Raw genomic sequence first — 17,021 nt, forward strand, 5'->3', positions numbered from 1 at the left:
CTTTACCGTCATGGGCCAGCGGAATTTCTGACGGCGCAGGTCGAAAGGTGTCCTTTCGAAACAAGAGCGCCCCGTGATCCCCCGCTCAAGTACTCTTGCAATAGCGTAACGCTGCACATGCAGCAACGGGCAGCTTGTCTCAGTGTCGGAAATGGTAGGAAAATGTCGATGAACAGGCAATCAACTGACTGTTTTTGATCTGTTTTCCAGCTTCCAGGGTTCCACGACACTGGGTGCGCCATACAAGAATCCTTGCAGGCAATCCACGCCACTTGCCACCAAGAAAGCGGCATCCTCCTGCGTTTCAACCGATTCGGCCGTAACCAGAATTTCAAATTCACGGGCCACTGCAATCAGGGCCCGCACCAAAGTCTGGTTGTCGGGATCGTTGCTGATGCCCCGAACGAACTGTCCATCGATTTTGGCTGCGTCGAACAGAAACTCGCGAAAATGGCGAAAGCTGAAGTTGCTGGCGCCAAAGTCATCCAACGCAAAAGCGATGCCGCGATCCTGCAAGCGGTCCATGAAGTCGACAACCAGCTCAGGCACCTGCATGGCCGAGCTTTCGGAGATTTCGAGGATCAAGCGTTCGCCCAATCCGGCGTCTCGTTTCAGGAATCTGTCCAGTACTCTGGACCAGTTGGAATAACCGATCGAACGAGCAGACATGTTGATCGACAGGCGTATTTCCGGGTTCCTCGCCAATGTGCGCAACCCAAGCTCCAACGCGACGCAGTCCAGATCGCGGCCGATAGGAGTGTTTTCGACCTGAGGCATGAATTCTCGCGCCGGGATGACGCGGCCGGTTTCGTCCAGAACCCGAATGAACCCTTCGTAAAACGCGACTCGGTACGGGGCGTGCGCCTGTATCACCGGCTGAAAAGCCAGTTTGCATTGCTTATGCTTCACGGCATCGGTTGCCATCTGCACAACCGAACGATCCCGCGTCGAAACGGCCGCATTCAACGGGCTGTCCGACCCCTCAGGCAGATTTGCCAGTTTTTTGTTTCCCATAAGCGCGGATTCCCATGTGTCCGGGACAGGTGTCCGGTCACAGTCTCGGGGCAAAGAGATGAATCTGCGGTTAAGGGTTCGGAAAAATTTCCGTCTCGCGGGCTCAGCGGGTGGATTGCCACGCGCGCGTCAAAGAAGCTGCCGCTCCAAGTATCGCGCCCATCGCACCTAGGGCCATCATTGCAAAACCCAACGCGATTAGGGCTGCAACGGCGCCCCCAAGGGCTGCGAGCATGGCCATCAACAGGCCGAACAGGCCGAAAAATGTTGAAATGGTTGCCAAACGATTCATACCGACCCTCGCTTACTCACACACACGTCTGTTGACTGATATGGCGCTGAATGACCGAGATTCAAGGCACAAGCAGGGTTCAGCCGGCCGTTTCAGGCCTGTTCTGCTTGTCCGCTGGGCAGTTTTTTGTCCAGATGCTCAAATCCTGGCGTTCCGCGGTCTTCCGGGTGGCGCGCCAGATGCTTGGCCTTGATCTGTTCCGAACTGTCCCGGCTGCCGTCATGGCTGTACCCAGGTGGGGCAAAGCAGTAGGCCAGCCGCTGTTTCAGGGTCAGACCCGGCTGGGTCGCGTCGCGCCAGATGGCCACCCATTCGTGAAAGGCCACCCGCAGGGGATTGAAAGTGCCGATATTGTGCACAAGGCCATAGTCCACCCGGTCGTCCTCCTGCTCGGGGACGAAGGTGCCGAACAGCATGTCCCAGATGATGAACACCCCGGCATAATTGCAATCCAGATAGCGCGCGTTGCGGCCGTGATGGGCGCGGTGGTGACTGGGGGTATTCATTACCGCCTCGAACCAGCGGGGCATCTTGCCGATGGCCTCGGTGTGAATCCAGAACTGATAGATAAGATTGAGACCACCGACGAACAAAACCATCGCAGGATGGAACCCAAGCAGGATCAGCGGGGCGCGTACGACCATCATGAAAGTGAACGTATAGGTCCAGGTCTGCCGCAGCGCGGTCGTCAAGTTGTAGTGCTGCGAGCTGTGATGGTTTACGTGGCTGGCCCAGACCCAGCGGATGCGATGGCCAAAGCGGTGGACCCAGTAGTAACGCAGATCGTCCAGGACAAAGCACAGGATGATAACCGGAATTGACGTACCCAGGTTCATCGGCGTGATCTGCCAAAGCCACATGAAAAACGCGTAGGCGATAAAGCCCAGCAAAAAACCCGATGCGATGTTTCCGGCCCCCATGATCAAAGAGGTCACCGCATCGCGTGTTTCATAACGCCCGCCTTTGCCTTTGACTGCGATCCACAGAAACTCGGCCAGAATTGCTGCGATGAAAAAGGGAACGGCCCATTGTACCGCATCGGGAAAACTCATTTGGTCTGTCATGCGGGCTCCATCAGGTCACGCCAGTGATGGCGTTCGAAATCGTCCAGTCGGATGAGTGTTTTGGGTACCGAGAATTCGTGAAACAGAATCTCAAAGCCTTCCGGATGATCCAGAAGATCATAGTCCACCAGATGCCGGGCCACGGTGTCGGCCCCGAAGGACCAAAGCAACCCATTGCCCGAACTGGTGCGCACCACCGCGGCGTGGCCATCATGGGAAACCGTGACGTCGACCACATCATCGTCCGGAAAGTGACGTGCCCATTGTGATCGTGCAATGTCGGGCGTAAGCCTTACCTGCTGCGACCTGCCGGTGAGATGCAATAACAGGGTGACACCAGCTATGCCGCCGACGACCAGCGCCAGTAGAATTTCAAGTGGCATTCCATCCTCCTGAGCGCAGAGTGCAAAGGAGTTGAAACTCTGTCAAAGGTGGCGTAGCGTCAGCTGTTTTCCAGCCGTTCCAGTATCTCGTGTTGCACCACACGTTCGACGAAGGGCACCAGCCCCTCGGGGCCGGATGTACGATCCTTCAGGTGGATGCAGATATCCGGGCGGCGGGCGGCAATAATGCCCACCATTTCACCACGGATCGTGTCGTCAAGCCCCGCGCCCAGGATGGCGCAGGCAATCCGGGGCTCGGCATCCAGCTGTTTCCGAACCTCGTCCGTGTCATGTGCGCCCAGCCACTGAATCGGCAGATGATCCAGTTGCCGTGCCACGTCACCGATTACATTTGGCAACCGTCCAATCAGCAGTACGACGGGTTTCATCATTGCCTCCATTCCAAACAATATACCTGCCCTGTCCGGCAGGGCAGGAACAGTATATCACGCGATTGAAAGGGGCTGACGCCTTTAGTTGTTGATCGAATAAATGGTTGTTTTGCCCTTGCCTTTTTCGCGGGTCATTCGGGCAGTGGCCCCGTCAATTTCCCAAAGCTGACAATCCGTGCCCAGTGCCTTGCCGTCCAATACTCCGTTTCGGCACCAGAATTTTTTGTTCCAAACCCAGGTTCCGCTGAACTTTTTCCCACTTTTGAGTTTGGCTGAAATCGTGCCATCAGCATTCGCGACAAAAACATTGCCTTGTTCGTCGGTCAGCTTTTTCCCAACAATATCGGAATTGAACTGCTTTGCGGTCTTGATCCGTTTGTAGTCCGCATGTGCGGTGCCAGCGATTGCCAATGTGCCTGCAACAGCAAGGAATAAAATCGTATGTTTCATAAAAAACCTCCCACTCTTAATGCGTGGGAGGGTACCATAATTCCGCAAATTTTTCTAAATGCGTTAACTTTCGGCGCCAACAAGCGTCGAAATGATCGCCTTCGCACTGTCCGAGTTCCATTCGGCGTCGCCGATCAGCCGGGCGATTTCCTGCCCTTCGGGGTTCACGATAACCGTGATCGGCAAGGCGATCACGCCGAACTCACGGGCAGCGGCCGAGCTGGGGTCCTGGTGACGGGGCAGGTTGGCGATGCCGTTCTCTGCAAAAAACTTTTTGATGCCGGCAGACGAGTTGCGGCCCGTGGCCAGTGTCAGAACCTGAAACTTGTCGCCGCCGAACTCTTCCTGAAGCTCAGCGATCTGAGGCATCTCTTTGCGGCAAGGCGCACACCAGGTGGCCCAGAAATTCAGCAGCACATACTTGCCCTCATAATCGGCAAGCGTGCCGACGCCGCCGTCATCTTCCAGCTGGAATTCGATTGATTTCGCGGGTTTCGGTTCCTTGTGCAGGATCAGACGTTTCAGGCTGTCTTCCCGCAGAGGGGCCAGCGTCTCGGCATCGGTCGCCAAGGCGGCATTTGCACCCAGCGCAAGGGCCATATAAAGGGGGATCAAACGAAATAGGCGCATATCAACTCCGGGTTTTCTTACATGACCGATCAATCCTCGAACCAGATGTGGGGCGGCCGCTTTGCCGCCGGTCCAGACGCGATCATGGAGGCAATCAACGCCTCGATCGGGTTCGATCAGCGGATGGCAGCCCAAGACATCGCAGGCTCGCGCGCCCATGCGGCCATGCTGGCAGCCACAGGCGTCATAAGTGATAGTGACGCCGAAGCCATTCGGGAAGGGCTGCTCACCGTTTTGTCAGAAATCCAGAACGGAGAGTTCCAGTTCTCGACCGCGCTGGAAGACATCCACATGAATGTCGAGGCCCGTCTGAAAGAGATCATCGGAGAGCCCGCAGGCCGTTTGCACACAGGCCGGTCACGCAATGACCAGGTCGCAACCGATTTCAAACTCTGGGTTCGTGATCAGCTGGACGCCGCTGAGAGCGGCTTGCTGGCCCTGATCCGCGCGCTTTTGGCGCAGGCCGAGGCCGGGGCCGATTGGGTCATGCCCGGCTTTACCCACCTGCAAACGGCGCAGCCGGTGACATGGGGCCATCACATGATGGCCTATGTCGAGATGTTTGGCCGTGATCTGTCCCGCGTTCGTGACGCCCGCGCCCGGATGAACGAATCGCCACTGGGTGCTGCGGCGCTGGCCGGAACGTCCTTTCCCATCGACCGCCACATGACGGCACAGGCGCTGGGCTTTGACCGGCCTGCCGCCAACTCGCTGGACGCCGTCAGCGATCGTGACTTCGCGCTGGAGTTCCTGTCCGTGGCCTCGATCTGCGCCGTGCATCTGTCTCGGTTTGCCGAGGAACTGGTGATCTGGTCCTCGGCCCAGTTCCGTTTTGTCACCCTGTCCGACCGGTTCTCGACCGGCTCGTCGATCATGCCGCAGAAGAAAAACCCCGATGCGGCAGAGCTGATCCGTGCCAAGGTGGGTCGGATATTTGGCGCCAACACGGCGCTGATCATGGTGATGAAGGGCCTGCCGCTGGCCTATTCAAAGGACATGCAGGAAGACAAGGAACAGGTCTTTGATGCCGCCGACAACTGGATGCTGGCGCTGGCGGCGATGGAAGGCATGGTCAAGGACATGACCGCCAATCGCGACAGCTTGGCCGCTGCGGCGGGTTCGGGTTTCTCGACTGCAACTGATCTGGCCGACTGGCTGGTGCGGGTGCTGGGCCTACCCTTCCGAGACGCGCATCATGTTACCGGATCGCTGGTGGCCATGGCCGAGAAGAAGGGCTGCGACCTGCCGGATCTGACGCTGGACGACATGCAATCGGTCCATGCCGAGATCACAAATGACGTCTACTCTGTCCTTGGTGTCGAAAATTCTGTAAACTCACGCCAGTCCTATGGTGGCACGGCCCCGGATCAGGTGCGTGCTCAGGTTGAACGATGGAAGGCAATGGTGTGATGACCGTGCTGCGCGCGATTCTGATTGCAGGGTCCGGCCTAATGCTGGCCGGATGCGGAGCCGACGGTGAACCCGTTCAGCCGGCGCCCGCTCAGCCAACTGTCAGTGCAACCGTCGGCGTTGGCTCTGGTGGAGCGTATGTAGGCGGTGGCGTAGGTCTAAGCCGTGGGCCGCTGGGGATTTACCTGGGATTCTAAGCCACTTTCATATTGCGCATCGGTTTTATATCCACCAACGTGAGGTGGCATGTCGGTGCGCATGTCATCCAAAGAAAAGATACTGAAATGAGAACACTAGGACTGTTTCTGGTATTTGCGGCTTTGACGGCTTGCGAACCTACATCGGCAAGACGCCCGGAACCTGCGGCAGAGCCCAAGCAATCGGGCACCGGAGTTTCGATCTCGGGCTATGGCAGGGTTGGAGTTTCGACCCGAAATTAAACTTGGTTGATGGGTTCGGAATCCATTGATTCGAAGCCATCTTCTGGTCTAAGCGCGCAGTCATGGATCATTTTCTCTACCGCGACGGCGCGCTTTTCGCCGAGGATGTCCCTGTCTCCGAAATCGCTGCCGCGGTCGGAACGCCGTTCTATGTCTACTCTACAGCAACCTTGCTGCGGCATTTTCAGCTGTTCGACGATGCGCTTGACGGCACGGACCACCTTGTCTGCTATGCGATGAAAGCGGCCAGCAATCAGGCGATCCTGAAAACTCTGGCACAGGCGGGCGCGGGGATGGACGTGGTCTCGGGCGGGGAATACCTGCGCGCCAAGGCGGCGGGCGTTCCGGGCGACAAGATCGTGTTCTCTGGCGTAGGCAAAACGGCGGATGAGATTCGTACCGCGCTGACCGGAGGCATCCGTCAGTTCAACGTCGAATCCGAGCCCGAGATGGAAGTGATCAACGCCGTTGCACTGGAATTGGGTGTGGTTGCTCCGATCACGGTCCGGGTGAATCCGGATGTGGATGCCAAGACCCATGCCAAGATTGCGACCGGCAAGTCCGAGAACAAATTTGGAATACCGATTTCACGCGCGTCAGAGGTCTATGCGCATGCGGCCAGCCTGCCGGGTTTGGAAGTGATCGGTATCGACGTCCATATCGGCTCGCAGCTGACGGAACTCGAGCCATTCGAGCTGGCCTATAGGAAAGTGGCCGAACTGACCGAGCAGTTGCGGGCTGAAGGCCACAACATCCGTCGTCTAGATCTGGGCGGTGGATTGGGCATCCCCTATACCCGCTCGAATGACGCGCCGCCGCTGCCGGTGGAATACGGCGCATTGATCAAGAAAACACTGGGCCATCTGGGCTGCGAGATCGAGATCGAGCCGGGCCGCCTGATCGCAGGCAATGCGGGGCTGATGGTCAGTAAAGTGATCTATGTGAAGTCGGGCGAAGGCCGTGATTTCCTAATTGTCGACGGCGCCATGAATGATCTGATCCGCCCGGCGATGTATGAGGCGCATCATGATATCGTCGCGGTGCAGGAACCGGCGGCAGGCGTGGAGCAGCAAGCCTATGACATCGTGGGCCCGGTTTGCGAATCCGGTGACACTTTTGCCAAACAACGCAACATGCCGCCGCTGAAATCGGGTGACCTGATCGCCTTCCGCAGCGCGGGTGCCTACGGCGCGGTGATGGCCAGCGAGTACAATACCCGCCCGCTGATCCCCGAGGTTCTGGTCAATGGTGATCAATTTGCAGTCATTCGTGAACGACCAAGCTTTGACGAAATCATAAACCGCGATACCATACCTTCATGGCTTTGACGCGATGACCGCGCGGGCCTAACCCCGGAGGCTCGTCTTGTCCGACCGTTCAAACCTGCCCATTCCGCGCCTGTCCGTGTGGCTGACCCATGTCGGCATGGTGGCTGAACAGGTGCTGCGCGCGTTCTGGCCGGCGTTCTCGATCGTACTTGTTCTGCTTGCGGCTTTGATGCTGGGGCTTCAAGACGTTGTTTCCGTGGAATTTGTCTGGGCGGTCGGCGCGCTGTCCCTGGGGTTGTTGTTGACGGCCGCGGTGCTTGGCCTGAGGGGTCTCAAGTTGCCTTCGCGCGCCGACGTTTTGGTGCGGCTGGATGAGACCTTGCCGGGACGCCCAATTCAGGCCTTGATGGATGATCAGGCCATCGGTGCGGCCGATCGGGAATCCGTGGCGCTGTGGCAAGCCCACAAAGCCCGGATGGCGCAACGGGTCGCAACGGCCGAGGCCGTGAAACCAGATCTTCGGCTGGCATCGCGAGATCCTTATGCACTGCGCTACGCGGCGTTGCTGGCTTTTGTCGTGGCGCTGGTTTTCGGCTCTTTGTGGCGCGTGGGGTCTGTGGCGGACATGGCCCCGGGCACTGCCGCCGCCGGGCAAGGGCCGACTTGGGAAGGATGGGTCGAACCCCCGCGCTATACGGGCCTTCCAACGCTGTATCTTGCGGACCAAACGGATGCAGAGCTTGCCGTTCCCAAAGGCAGCCGCGTTACCTTGCGGCTGTATGGTGAGGTCGGGGCACATAGCCTGACGGAAAACAGCTCGGCCCTAGGGGCCGAGGCGGCGACCGACCCCGAGCAGGAGTTCGTGGCAGAACGCTCTGGCCAGTTGCGCATCGACGGGCCAGCGGGGCGGGAATGGGCCGTTGAGATCATCGACGACACGGCACCACAGATAGCCGTGGCCGGATCGGCTGAGGCCGAAGCGGGCGGGCAGATGAAGCTGCCATTCGTCGCAGGAGATGACTATGGTGTGGTTGCAGGCTCTGCCTTGATCGAACTGGATCTGGCTGCCGTTGACCGCCGCTATGGTCTGGCGGCAGAGCCCGAGCCACGTGAAGCGATCGCGGTTGAACTGCCTATGCCGATCACCGGCGACCGGGCGGATTTTGCAGAAGATCTGATCGAGGACTTCTCGCAACACCCATGGGCGCATCTGCCGGTCCGGATCACCTTGATGGCCACGGACGCGGCGGATCAGCAATCGTCTTCCGAACCTTATGTGACCGACCTTCCGGCCCGTCGGTTTTTTGATCCGCTGGCCGCGGCGGTGATTGAACAACGGCGCGATCTGCTGTGGTCGCGGTCAAATGCGCCTCGGATCGCGCAACTGCTGCGGGCTGTATCGCATCTGCCAGAGGACCTGTTTCGTTCGGAAACTGCCTATTTGCGTCTGAGGGTCGTGCTGCGGCGGCTAGAGACCTTTGATCAATACGGGCTGAAACCCGAACAGCAGGCAGAGATCGCCCAGGCTCTCTGGGATCTTGCGGTGTTGATCGAGGACGGCACGCTTGCGGATGCGCTGGAACGGATGCGGCGTGCGCAGGAACGTCTGACCGAAGCAATGAAGAACGGGGCCAGCGACGAGGAAATCGCGGAACTGATGCAGGAATTGCGCGAAGCGACGCAGGATTACCTCCAACAGCTGCAACGGTTGGCTCAGCCAAACGGCGAAGATGGCGAGCGTCAGCAGGGCCAGAACGGCGAGTCCCTGCAAATGACGCAGGATGATCTGCAACGCATGATGGACCGCATTCAGGAGCTCATGGAACAGGGCCGAATGGCCGAAGCCCAGCAGGCGCTGGAAGAGTTCCAGCAGATGATGGAAAACATGCGTGTGACTCAGGGTCAGAGCGGAGGGCAGCAGTCCGAAGGTCAGCAGGCCATGGAAGGTCTTGCGGAAACTCTGCGCGAGCAACAAGGGCTGAGCGATCAGGCCTTCCGTGATTTGCAGGAACAGTTCAACCCAGGCGCTCAATCCGGTGAAAGCCAGGGCAATGAGGGACGCAATGGCGGGCAAGGCCGGGGGCAAAGCCACGAAGGTCAGGGCGGTCAAGGGGAAGGCTCGGATCAGGCTGGCGAAGGCCAGCAGGGTCAAGGCACACTTGCGGATCGGCAGCAAGCGCTGAGAGATGAGCTGAGCCGCCAGCAACAGGGGTTGCCCGGTGCCGGTACGCCCGAAGGCGACGCCGCGCGCGAAGCGCTGGATCGGGCCGGGCGCGCCATGGACGAGGCGGAACAGGCCCTGCGTGGGGATGATCTGGCCGAAGCCATCGACCGGCAATCCGAGGCGATGGAAGCCCTGCGCGAAGGGATGCGTTCGTTGGGTGAGGCGATGGCGCAGAACCAGCAGAATCAGCCGGGTCAGGGAACGCAGGATGGCGATATGCAAGCCAACAACCGCGATCCGCTGGGCCGAAATCCGGGTGCCGCCGGTTCGATTTCAACAGATGAGAATTTGCTGCAAGGCGAAGACGTGTATCGGCGCGCGCGGGAACTGCTGGATGAAATCCGGCGCAGAACCGGGGAATCGGACCGTCCTCAGATCGAGTTGGAATACCTGAAACGTTTGTTGGAGCGGTTCTAGACCTCAGTTCTGGGTACCGGATCCAGCCTGTGCCTCAAGCCAGATACGCGCCTGATCCACAAGCGACACGTATGAACTCAGCAACGGGTCGGCCTGAGGGACCGCTTCGCTGATCTGTTGGGCATTTCCATAGATCAGATACAGAACCACGCCGATGATCAGCATCAACGCGAAGCCGCGTAGGAATCCGCCCGATTTGCGGGGTGGCTGCGGGACCTCTTCCGGCTCATCTGATCGCATGGTTGAATTGATGGCTTCGACATCCGGCAGCGCGTCTTTCTGCCCGGCATCGACAGCGGTTTCCGAAGCCGAAGGCCGCTTGGGGCGCACCTTGGGTTCTGGCGGCGTATCCAGCCCCAGATCGGGCTGGCTTTCGAGGCTGCTGCCTTCCTGCGCCCGCAATTCCGCTTCGCGGGCAGCTTCCTCTCTCAGAATGCTGGCGACGGACGGATCGACATTCCCGGTGGGCGCGGCGGGTTCATCAATTTCTGGCTTGTCTTCGGATACCGCTTTTTCAACAGGTTCCGGTTCAACGCCCTGCGGAGCGTCGACCACGTCGGGCGATGCGTCATCCTGTTCAGGGGTTTCCGCTTTTTCGTCCGGTGCCTCTGCGGCTTCGGCAGGGTGCTTCGCTTGGAACCAGGTCTGATCGCAGTTGGAACACTGTACGTCGCGGCCTTCCTCGGGGATGACCTCGTCAGGAACCTCGTACTGCGCGCTGCAATTCGGACATGTAAGACGCATGCTGCCTCCTCGGCCGGGCGAAGGGCCGATAATAGTTTTTTCAGGAATGATATTCGGTTAAGACCCAACAGCAAAGAGCGTTTTCGGTTTCGCGGGTCAAGTGTCACCAATTGGACTCGGTAGAGCCATTGAAACCATCACCATGCTCGGGCAAGAAGAGCGGCAAAATAACGGGGGCACGTGTGATCGAGCTGGAAAATGTCAGCTACACCTACGGTGGCGGCGAATTGCTGAGTGATGTCACGGTACAATTGCAGCCGGGTTCGTTTCACTTTCTGACCGGGCCTTCCGGGGCGGGCAAGACCACGTTGCTCAAGCTGTGCTATGGTGCCCTGCTGCCGAGCTCAGGGCGGTTGAGCGTGTTTGACCAGGATATTTCAACGCTTGATCGCGACCAGCTGGCCGTAATGCGTCGCCGCGTTGGTGTCGTGCATCAGGATTGTCAGTTCCTTGACCACATGACGCTTGCAGAAAATGTCGCGTTGCCACTGATGGTGTCCGGGCGTTCCGAAACATCCGAGCAGGAAAACCTGACCGAGCTGCTTAGCTGGGTGGGTCTTGGCGCCAGGCTCGAAGCGCTCCCGCCTGAACTGTCCGGCGGCGAGCGGCAAAGGGCCGCTCTGGCGCGTGCCGTCATATTGTCGCCTGACGTGGTTTTGGCGGATGAGCCGACAGGCAATGTTGACTGGGAAATGTCGCAACGGCTGCTGCGTCTTCTGATCGAACTGAACCGGATGGGCAAAACCGTCCTGATCGCCACCCATGATCTGAGCCTGATCCGCGCGGCCAAAAGCCAGGTACAGGCCCGTGTCTTGCGTATTTCGCAGCGCAAGCTGCAACTGGCGGGGGCGGATCTATGATCAGTCCTGACCTCAGAAATCTGTTGCGCGGTGACAAACGGGCAGACCGGGTTGTTCCCCCAACGGGATACACGGCGCACCTGACCCTGTTTGTCGCGGGTGCGATGGCGTTTCTTGCGGTATTCGCCCTGGCCCTGTCTCTGGCGTCGGGGCGCATTGCGGATCGCTGGGCCTCGGAACTGGCCGGCGCCGCAACCCTGCGCATCAACGCGCCAGCGGAACAGCGTGCAGCCCAGACCGAGGCCGCGCTGACCGTTCTGGGCCAGACGCCTGGCGTGGCCTCGGCCCGTGCTTTGACGCAGGAAGAGCAGGCGGCGTTGCTTGCCCCGTGGTTCGGGCCGGATCTGCCGCTGGATACGCTGCCCGTGCCGCAGCTTATCGAGATCATTGAAACCGAACCGGGCATCGACGCGGCTGGGTTGCGTTTGCGACTGGGGGCCGAGGTGCCGGGTGCCGTACTAGATGATCATACGCGGTGGCGGGAGCCTTTGGTTGATGCGGCGATGTCCCTGCGTCGTCTGGGGTGGATTTCGATCCTGCTGATCGGCGGTGCGACCGCTGCCATGATTACCCTTGCCGCCAACGCGTCGCTTGCCGCAAATGCCCAGATCATCGAAGTGCTGCGCCTGGTCGGTGCACGCGATGGGTTCATAGCGGGCGCATTCGTAAGGCGGTTTGCATATCGCGCATTCTTTGGGGCATCGGTCGGTACATTGCTGGGCATGACCGGTGTTCTGATGCTGCCCGAAGCCTCGGAATCGGGTGGTTTTCTGGCTGGCGTCGGCTTTCAGGGCAAAGACTGGGCGTTGCCGGTTCTTATTCCGATCCTTGGTGCCATGGTCGCGTTTTTTGCCACCTGGGCTGCGGCCCGACGCAAATTGAAGGAGCTTTCCTGATGTTGATGGCTGTTCAATGGGTTCGGTCATTGATCTTCATGATCGTGATCTACGCCTGGATGCTGATCCTTGGCATTGTCTTTCTGCCCTATGCACTGTTTTCCAAGGCTGGCGCCCTGAGGGCGTGCAAGACCTACGCGCGCAGCACCATGTGGCTGGCTCGTTGGATGGTTGGCATTCGGTGTGAAGTGCGGGGTGGGGTCCCAACGAATGAGGTGGTCATAGCCGCAAAACACCAGTCGTTTCTTGATATCATCATCATTTTTGATGCCATTCCGCACGGCAAGTTCATCATGAAGCGCGAGCTTTTGTTTACGCCAGTCATTGGAATGTATGCGCGGCGACTTGGCTGTATTCCGGTCAATCGCGGCAAGCGCGGTGCTGCCGTGACCAAGATGGTCAAAGATGTGTCGAAAGAGTTTTCGGAACCCGGGCAGCTTGTGATTTACCCGCAAGGGACACGTGTGGCGCCCGGTGCGAAGAAACCTTACAAGGTTGGAACAGCCGTTCTTTACGAAGGGCTCGGCTTTCCCTGCGTTCCGGTCGCGACGAATGCTGGCGTTTTCTGGCCCCGAACGGGTGTCATGCGCAAACCGGGCCTTGTGATCGTCGATTTCCTCGACCCAATCGAGCCGGGTGTTGGCCGGGACGAATTCCTTGCCCGGCTGGAAGATGTGATAGAAACACGTTCCAACGAGTTGATGCGGGAAGTGGGGTTTGATCCGGATGGAGCATATTCGTGACATTGAAACGCTTGAAGCTTTGTATGGTCGGCCCGGTGCTCCGTCCTTGCGAAAGGTCGTTAATCAACTGACGCCTCTCTATCGCAAGTGGATCCTCGCATCGCGCCTCTGTGTGCTCAGCACAGTCGGCCCTGAAGGTGTGGATGGCAGCCCTCGGGGCGATGATGGCCCGGTGGTTAAAGAGCTGGATGCGAATACGCTGGCTCTGCCGGACTGGCGCGGCAACAACCGTCTGGACAGTTTGCGCAATATCGTGCGCGATCCACGTGTTTCGCTGATGTTCCTTGTTCCGGGGTCCAACAACGTCGTTCGGGTGAACGGGTTGGCGCGGGTAACGGCGGATGAGACCCTGCGGCATCAATTCGAGAAGGTCGGCAAACGCCCGGCGACCGTTATCGTCGTTGAAATCGCCGAGATATACAGCCAATGTGCCCGTGCTCTGATCCGGGCGCGTATCTGGTCAAGCGGTGATGAAAGCGGCGATCTTCCCACGATAGGCCAGCTTCTGTCCGAGGCATCAGACGGCGCGGAAGGCGGCGCGCGATATGACGAGGAATGGCCTGCACGCGCCGCAAAAACGATGTGGTAGATGTGGGTGTCGGCTGTGGTTCAAACCGCAGCGGCCCCGATCCTGGATACTTTTTCCACCCAGCGATCTACGCTGCCGGGCTTGGGATAGCTTGCACCGGAAAAATAGGTGAAACGCGTTGGTTTGAAGCCGACGAACCCAAGAATCTGGTCCCGTACCTGACGGATTAGCGCCTGCCGGTATATCAGGCGCATGAACCATCCCGGCGTGTCTGACGTCAGGATGACACGCGCGGTGCGCCCTGTCAGCATCGGGGCCGGAAACCCGATCTTGGTAGTGTTCCGTGTGTCAAAGGTTCGCCCCGGAATGAACATTCGGTCGATCAGTCCTTTGAGTTTGGCTGGAAGGCCGCCCCACCACATGGGGGTGGTCAGGACCAGATGGTCGCTCCACTCAAAGTCTTGCAGCACTTGTTCCAGAACCGGCTCAAGTGGTTTGAAGTCGTGATAATTGCCCTGACCGAAATCAAAATCGAATTGCAGATCGCTCAGATGAACCAACCGTACATCGTGCCCGTTTTTGCGGGCCGCGTTCCTGTACGTTTCGGCAAATGTGCGTGACAGGCTGCTTTCTGCGGGGTGTCCGTCAAGGATGAGAATCTTTTTCGTTTGCATCGGGTATCTCCTGAAAAAGTGACCGTGGTCAATTTATAGAATCAAAAAGTGACCGAGGTCAATAAAAAATTTGACCACGGTCAGAAATTATGCGATTGAGCCATATGCAAAAGACAATTCAGAAACGTACGATCAAGACCCGCGCCAAGCTTCTTGCGGCCGCTGAAGAGGTCATCCGCAATGGCGGATATGAAGCGTTACGGGTGGAAGAGGTCGTGAAGGCCGCTGGGGTCGCGAAGGGCACCTTTTTCGCGCATTTTCACGACAAGGATGCGCTGATGGAAATTCTGATCGCAGACAAGCTGAACGCCTGTCTGGATCTGGCCGAGGCCGGAACGCCACCCAAAACTGTTGCAGAAATCGTCACTGCGCTGGAACCGGTTCACAGTTTCATGACGTCCGAGCGATATGTATTCGATCTGTTGATCAGGTATTCCGGTGCGACGGCTGTCGCCGAAATAGGACCGGTGGCCTATTGTTTTGAGCGATATTTCCGCATCGTGATGCTGTGGCTCGAAGACGCAGAGGTGCGCAAGGATGTGCCACCCGAGTTATTGGCCGAAGGTGTGCAGGCCTTTGCCATTCAGGCCATGTCACTAAGATTCTGTGCGTTGCATTCCGCGACGACATTCACCGACAGGTTGGAGACCTATCTGGATGCCTGGTTGACCCCGACAGGCTGATCGCTGTCGGGATCAAGGTTGTCAGCTGGGGATCGGGCCGTCGCCGCAAGCCAGAGCGGCCTCGCGTACAGCCTCGGAATAGGTCGGATGCGCGTGGCAGGGTTTGACGTGGTTCGGCGCAGCCGATGAAAGGTCCGGTGGACCTTTCACGCGTCAAACGGGCGGAGCCCGACCTGCCTAGCTGTGGATCGGACCATCGCCGCAAGCCAGTGCGGCCTCGCGCACGGCCTCGGAATAGGTCGGATGCGCGTGGCAGGTCAGGGCCAGATCCTCGGCGGATGCGCCGAATTCCATCGCCACGCAGACCTCATGGATCAGATCGCCTGCTGCGGGGCCGATGATATGGGCGCCCAGGATACGGTCGGTTTCCTTGTCGGCCAGGATCTTGACGAACCCGTCAGAGGCAAAGTTGGCTTTGGCGCGGCCGTTGCCCATGAACATGAACTTGCCGACCTTGTAGGCACGGCCTTGTTCTTTGAGCGTCGCCTCGGTTTCACCGACATTGGCGACCTCGGGCCACGTATAGATCACACCCGGAATGACACCATAGTTTACATGGCCATGCTTGCCCGCAACCTGTTCCGCGGCGGCCATGCCTTCATCTTCGGCCTTGTGCGCCAGCATCGGGCCTTCGATCACGTCACCGATGGCGTAGATGCCCGGTACGTTGGTTTGCCAGTCCGCACCCACCTTGATCTGGCCGCGCGGGGTCATCTCGACGCCCAGAGCGTCCAGCCCCAGACCATCGGAATAAGGTTTGCGCCCGGTGGCCACCAGCACGGTATCGGCGTCGATCACATGCTCACTGTCGTCCTTGAGCAGCTTGTATGTCACCTTCGCCTTGGTCTTGGTTGCTTCGGTTTTCTGCACCGCGGCACCCATGATGAAATTCAGCCCCTGTTTCTTGAGGATACGCTGGAATGTCTTCTGTACTTCCGGGTCCATGCCCGGCGTGATTTCCTTGAGGAACTCGATCACCGTCACCTCGGCACCCAGGCGGCTGTACACCGAACCCAGTTCCAGCCCAATCACACCCGCGCCAATCACCACCATTTTCTTCGGGATCTTGCCCAGAGACAGCGCGCCGGTTGAGGTCACAACGACTTTCTCATCCACTTCGACACCGGGCAGCGAGGACGGTTCGGAGCCTGACGCAATGATGATGTTCTTGGTTTCATGGATTTCATCGCCAACCTGAACCTTGCCGGCCGCAGGGATCGAGCCCCAACCTTTCAGCCAGTCGATCTTGTTCTTCTTGAACAGAAACTCGATGCCCTTGGTGTTGCCCTCGATCACCTCATCTTTATAGGCCTGCATCTGTTTCCAATCGACCGAAGGCGATTTGCCCTTCAGGCCCATTTTGGCAAAGTTGTGTTCGGCTTCATGAAGCTGATGGCTGGCATGCAGCAAAGCTTTTGACGGGATGCAGCCCACGTTCAGGCAAGTGCCACCCAGTGTTTCGCGTCCCTCGACCACAGCGGTTTTCAAACCCAGTTGAGCGCAACGGATCGCGCAGACATAGCCGCCGGGTCCGGCGCCGATTACGATGACGTCATAGTTTGCCATTACATTCTCCTAAACCGACCGGACGATCCGGCGCTTTCCCGACCCGATCTGGCGGGTCGGGAATATCTATTGTCAAACGGGTTCCAGCAGCTTGATCGAGATATGCGCAATGCCGCCGCGTTCATGGTGCATTGCCAATTCTTCGGATCCGAAAAATGCCTTGGCCTTGTCCAGGTTGATCACCTCGAACATCGCGATCGCATGGTCCTTCTGATCGGGATCGCGCCAGACATGCAGGTCGCGGATACCCGCGGCCTTGCGCATTGGCTTGTCCTCGCGGAACACTTTCAGCCAGGCGTCGAAATCGGCCACATCGGCCTGCCAGAGTACATGTGTCGCCAT

General features: G+C 58.6%; 22 protein-coding genes. 10 read left to right on the top strand and 12 right to left on the bottom strand.

Annotated elements, in window-relative coordinates; all coding sequences use genetic code 11:
- Positions 1-180: 180 nt before the first annotated feature.
- The 7 genes from GS612_RS15660 to GS612_RS15690 all read right to left on the bottom strand — a co-directional run bounded on the left by GS612_RS15660 (position 181) and on the right by GS612_RS15690 (position 4,225).
- Positions 181-1,014 (bottom strand): EAL domain-containing protein, encoded by an 834-nt coding sequence (locus tag GS612_RS15660; RefSeq protein WP_171641605.1) that lies wholly within the window; start codon positions 1,012-1,014, stop codon positions 181-183.
- A gap of 103 nt (positions 1,015-1,117) precedes the next feature.
- Positions 1,118-1,306, bottom strand: a complete 189-nt coding sequence (locus tag GS612_RS15665; protein WP_171641607.1) for a hypothetical protein — start codon at positions 1,304-1,306, stop codon at positions 1,118-1,120.
- A 92-nt stretch (positions 1,307-1,398) separates the two neighbouring features.
- A complete protein-coding gene (locus GS612_RS15670; RefSeq protein WP_171641609.1) occupies positions 1,399-2,370 on the bottom strand; it encodes a sterol desaturase family protein in 972 nt (323 codons plus the stop codon).
- Complete coding sequence (locus GS612_RS15675) at positions 2,367-2,753, bottom strand: hypothetical protein (RefSeq protein WP_171233129.1); 387 nt, start codon at positions 2,751-2,753, stop codon at positions 2,367-2,369. Before GS612_RS15675 ends, GS612_RS15670 begins: the two co-directional genes overlap by 4 nt.
- 59 nt (positions 2,754-2,812) lie before the next feature.
- Positions 2,813-3,142: a hypothetical protein gene (locus GS612_RS15680; protein WP_152456810.1), complete on the bottom strand. Its 330-nt coding sequence runs from the start codon at positions 3,140-3,142 to the stop codon at positions 2,813-2,815.
- Between the two features lie 84 nt (positions 3,143-3,226).
- Positions 3,227-3,595: a hypothetical protein gene (locus GS612_RS15685; protein ID WP_171641611.1), complete on the bottom strand. Its 369-nt coding sequence runs from the start codon at positions 3,593-3,595 to the stop codon at positions 3,227-3,229.
- 63 nt (positions 3,596-3,658) lie between these two features.
- Entirely contained in the window at positions 3,659-4,225 is a 567-nt protein-coding gene (locus GS612_RS15690; protein WP_171641613.1) for a TlpA disulfide reductase family protein, read from the bottom strand.
- A gap of 21 nt (positions 4,226-4,246) precedes the next feature.
- Here GS612_RS15690 and argH point away from each other — a divergent pair, with 21 nt between their 5' ends.
- The 5 genes from argH (at position 4,247) to GS612_RS15715 (ending at position 9,984) form a co-directional block, all read left to right on the top strand.
- Complete coding sequence (gene argH / locus GS612_RS15695) at positions 4,247-5,635, top strand: argininosuccinate lyase (protein WP_171641615.1); 1,389 nt, start codon at positions 4,247-4,249, stop codon at positions 5,633-5,635.
- Positions 5,617-5,832 carry a hypothetical protein gene (locus tag GS612_RS15700; protein WP_224854660.1) on the top strand — a complete coding sequence of 72 codons (216 nt, stop codon included), beginning with the start codon at positions 5,617-5,619 and terminating at the stop codon, positions 5,830-5,832. Before argH ends, GS612_RS15700 begins: the two co-directional genes overlap by 19 nt.
- Positions 5,833-5,919: 87 nt before the next feature.
- A complete protein-coding gene (locus tag GS612_RS15705) occupies positions 5,920-6,075 on the top strand; it encodes a hypothetical protein (RefSeq protein ID WP_171229797.1) in 156 nt (51 codons plus the stop codon).
- 62 nt (positions 6,076-6,137) lie between these two features.
- Complete coding sequence (gene lysA / locus GS612_RS15710; RefSeq protein ID WP_171641617.1) at positions 6,138-7,403, top strand: diaminopimelate decarboxylase; 1,266 nt, start codon at positions 6,138-6,140, stop codon at positions 7,401-7,403.
- Positions 7,404-7,440: 37 nt separating this feature from the next.
- Complete coding sequence (locus GS612_RS15715) at positions 7,441-9,984, top strand: TIGR02302 family protein (RefSeq protein WP_371809356.1); 2,544 nt, start codon at positions 7,441-7,443, stop codon at positions 9,982-9,984.
- Between the two features lie 3 nt (positions 9,985-9,987).
- On the opposite strand, the gene GS612_RS15720 is transcribed toward GS612_RS15715, so the two are convergent.
- A complete protein-coding gene (locus tag GS612_RS15720) occupies positions 9,988-10,728 on the bottom strand; it encodes a zinc-ribbon domain-containing protein (protein WP_152456815.1) in 741 nt (246 codons plus the stop codon).
- Positions 10,729-10,910: 182 nt separating this feature from the next.
- Between GS612_RS15720 and GS612_RS15725 the strand changes: the two genes are divergently transcribed.
- Genes GS612_RS15725 through GS612_RS15740 form a run of 4 tightly spaced genes read left to right on the top strand, consistent with a single transcriptional unit; the run spans position 10,911 to position 13,816 of the window.
- Positions 10,911-11,588, top strand: coding sequence for an ATP-binding cassette domain-containing protein (locus GS612_RS15725; protein ID WP_171641619.1), 678 nt, complete (start codon positions 10,911-10,913; stop codon positions 11,586-11,588).
- Positions 11,585-12,484 carry an ABC transporter permease gene (locus GS612_RS15730; protein WP_171641621.1) on the top strand — a complete coding sequence of 300 codons (900 nt, stop codon included), beginning with the start codon at positions 11,585-11,587 and terminating at the stop codon, positions 12,482-12,484. Before GS612_RS15725 ends, GS612_RS15730 begins: the two co-directional genes overlap by 4 nt.
- Complete coding sequence (locus GS612_RS15735) at positions 12,484-13,227, top strand: 1-acyl-sn-glycerol-3-phosphate acyltransferase (protein ID WP_171641623.1); 744 nt, start codon at positions 12,484-12,486, stop codon at positions 13,225-13,227. Before GS612_RS15730 ends, GS612_RS15735 begins: the two co-directional genes overlap by 1 nt.
- Positions 13,211-13,816 carry a pyridoxamine 5'-phosphate oxidase family protein gene (locus GS612_RS15740; protein WP_171641625.1) on the top strand — a complete coding sequence of 202 codons (606 nt, stop codon included), beginning with the start codon at positions 13,211-13,213 and terminating at the stop codon, positions 13,814-13,816. The genes GS612_RS15735 and GS612_RS15740 overlap by 17 nt, the downstream gene beginning before the upstream one ends.
- 20 nt (positions 13,817-13,836) lie before the next feature.
- Here the strand turns inward: GS612_RS15740 and GS612_RS15745 are convergent, their stop codons facing one another.
- A complete protein-coding gene (locus tag GS612_RS15745) occupies positions 13,837-14,430 on the bottom strand; it encodes an NAD(P)H-dependent oxidoreductase (RefSeq protein ID WP_171641628.1) in 594 nt (197 codons plus the stop codon).
- Positions 14,431-14,534: 104 nt separating this feature from the next.
- On the opposite strand from GS612_RS15745, the gene GS612_RS15750 reads away from it, so the two are divergent.
- Positions 14,535-15,113, top strand: coding sequence for a TetR/AcrR family transcriptional regulator (locus tag GS612_RS15750; RefSeq protein ID WP_171641630.1), 579 nt, complete (start codon positions 14,535-14,537; stop codon positions 15,111-15,113).
- Positions 15,114-15,134: 21 nt separating this feature from the next.
- Here GS612_RS15750 and GS612_RS20660 read toward each other — a convergent pair whose 3' ends face one another.
- The 3 genes from GS612_RS20660 to GS612_RS15760 form a co-directional block, all read right to left on the bottom strand.
- On the bottom strand, positions 15,135-15,263 hold the full coding sequence (locus GS612_RS20660) for a hypothetical protein (protein WP_256367778.1): 129 nt from the start codon (positions 15,261-15,263) through the stop codon (positions 15,135-15,137).
- Positions 15,264-15,290: 27 nt separating this feature from the next.
- Complete coding sequence (lpdA, locus tag GS612_RS15755; protein WP_171206053.1) at positions 15,291-16,679, bottom strand: dihydrolipoyl dehydrogenase; 1,389 nt, start codon at positions 16,677-16,679, stop codon at positions 15,291-15,293.
- Between the two features lie 72 nt (positions 16,680-16,751).
- A complete protein-coding gene (locus GS612_RS15760; RefSeq protein WP_152456823.1) occupies positions 16,752-17,021 on the bottom strand; it encodes a hypothetical protein in 270 nt (89 codons plus the stop codon).

Source organism: Ruegeria sp. HKCCD6157, from assembly GCF_013110685.1.
GTDB lineage: Bacteria > Pseudomonadota > Alphaproteobacteria > Rhodobacterales > Rhodobacteraceae > Ruegeria.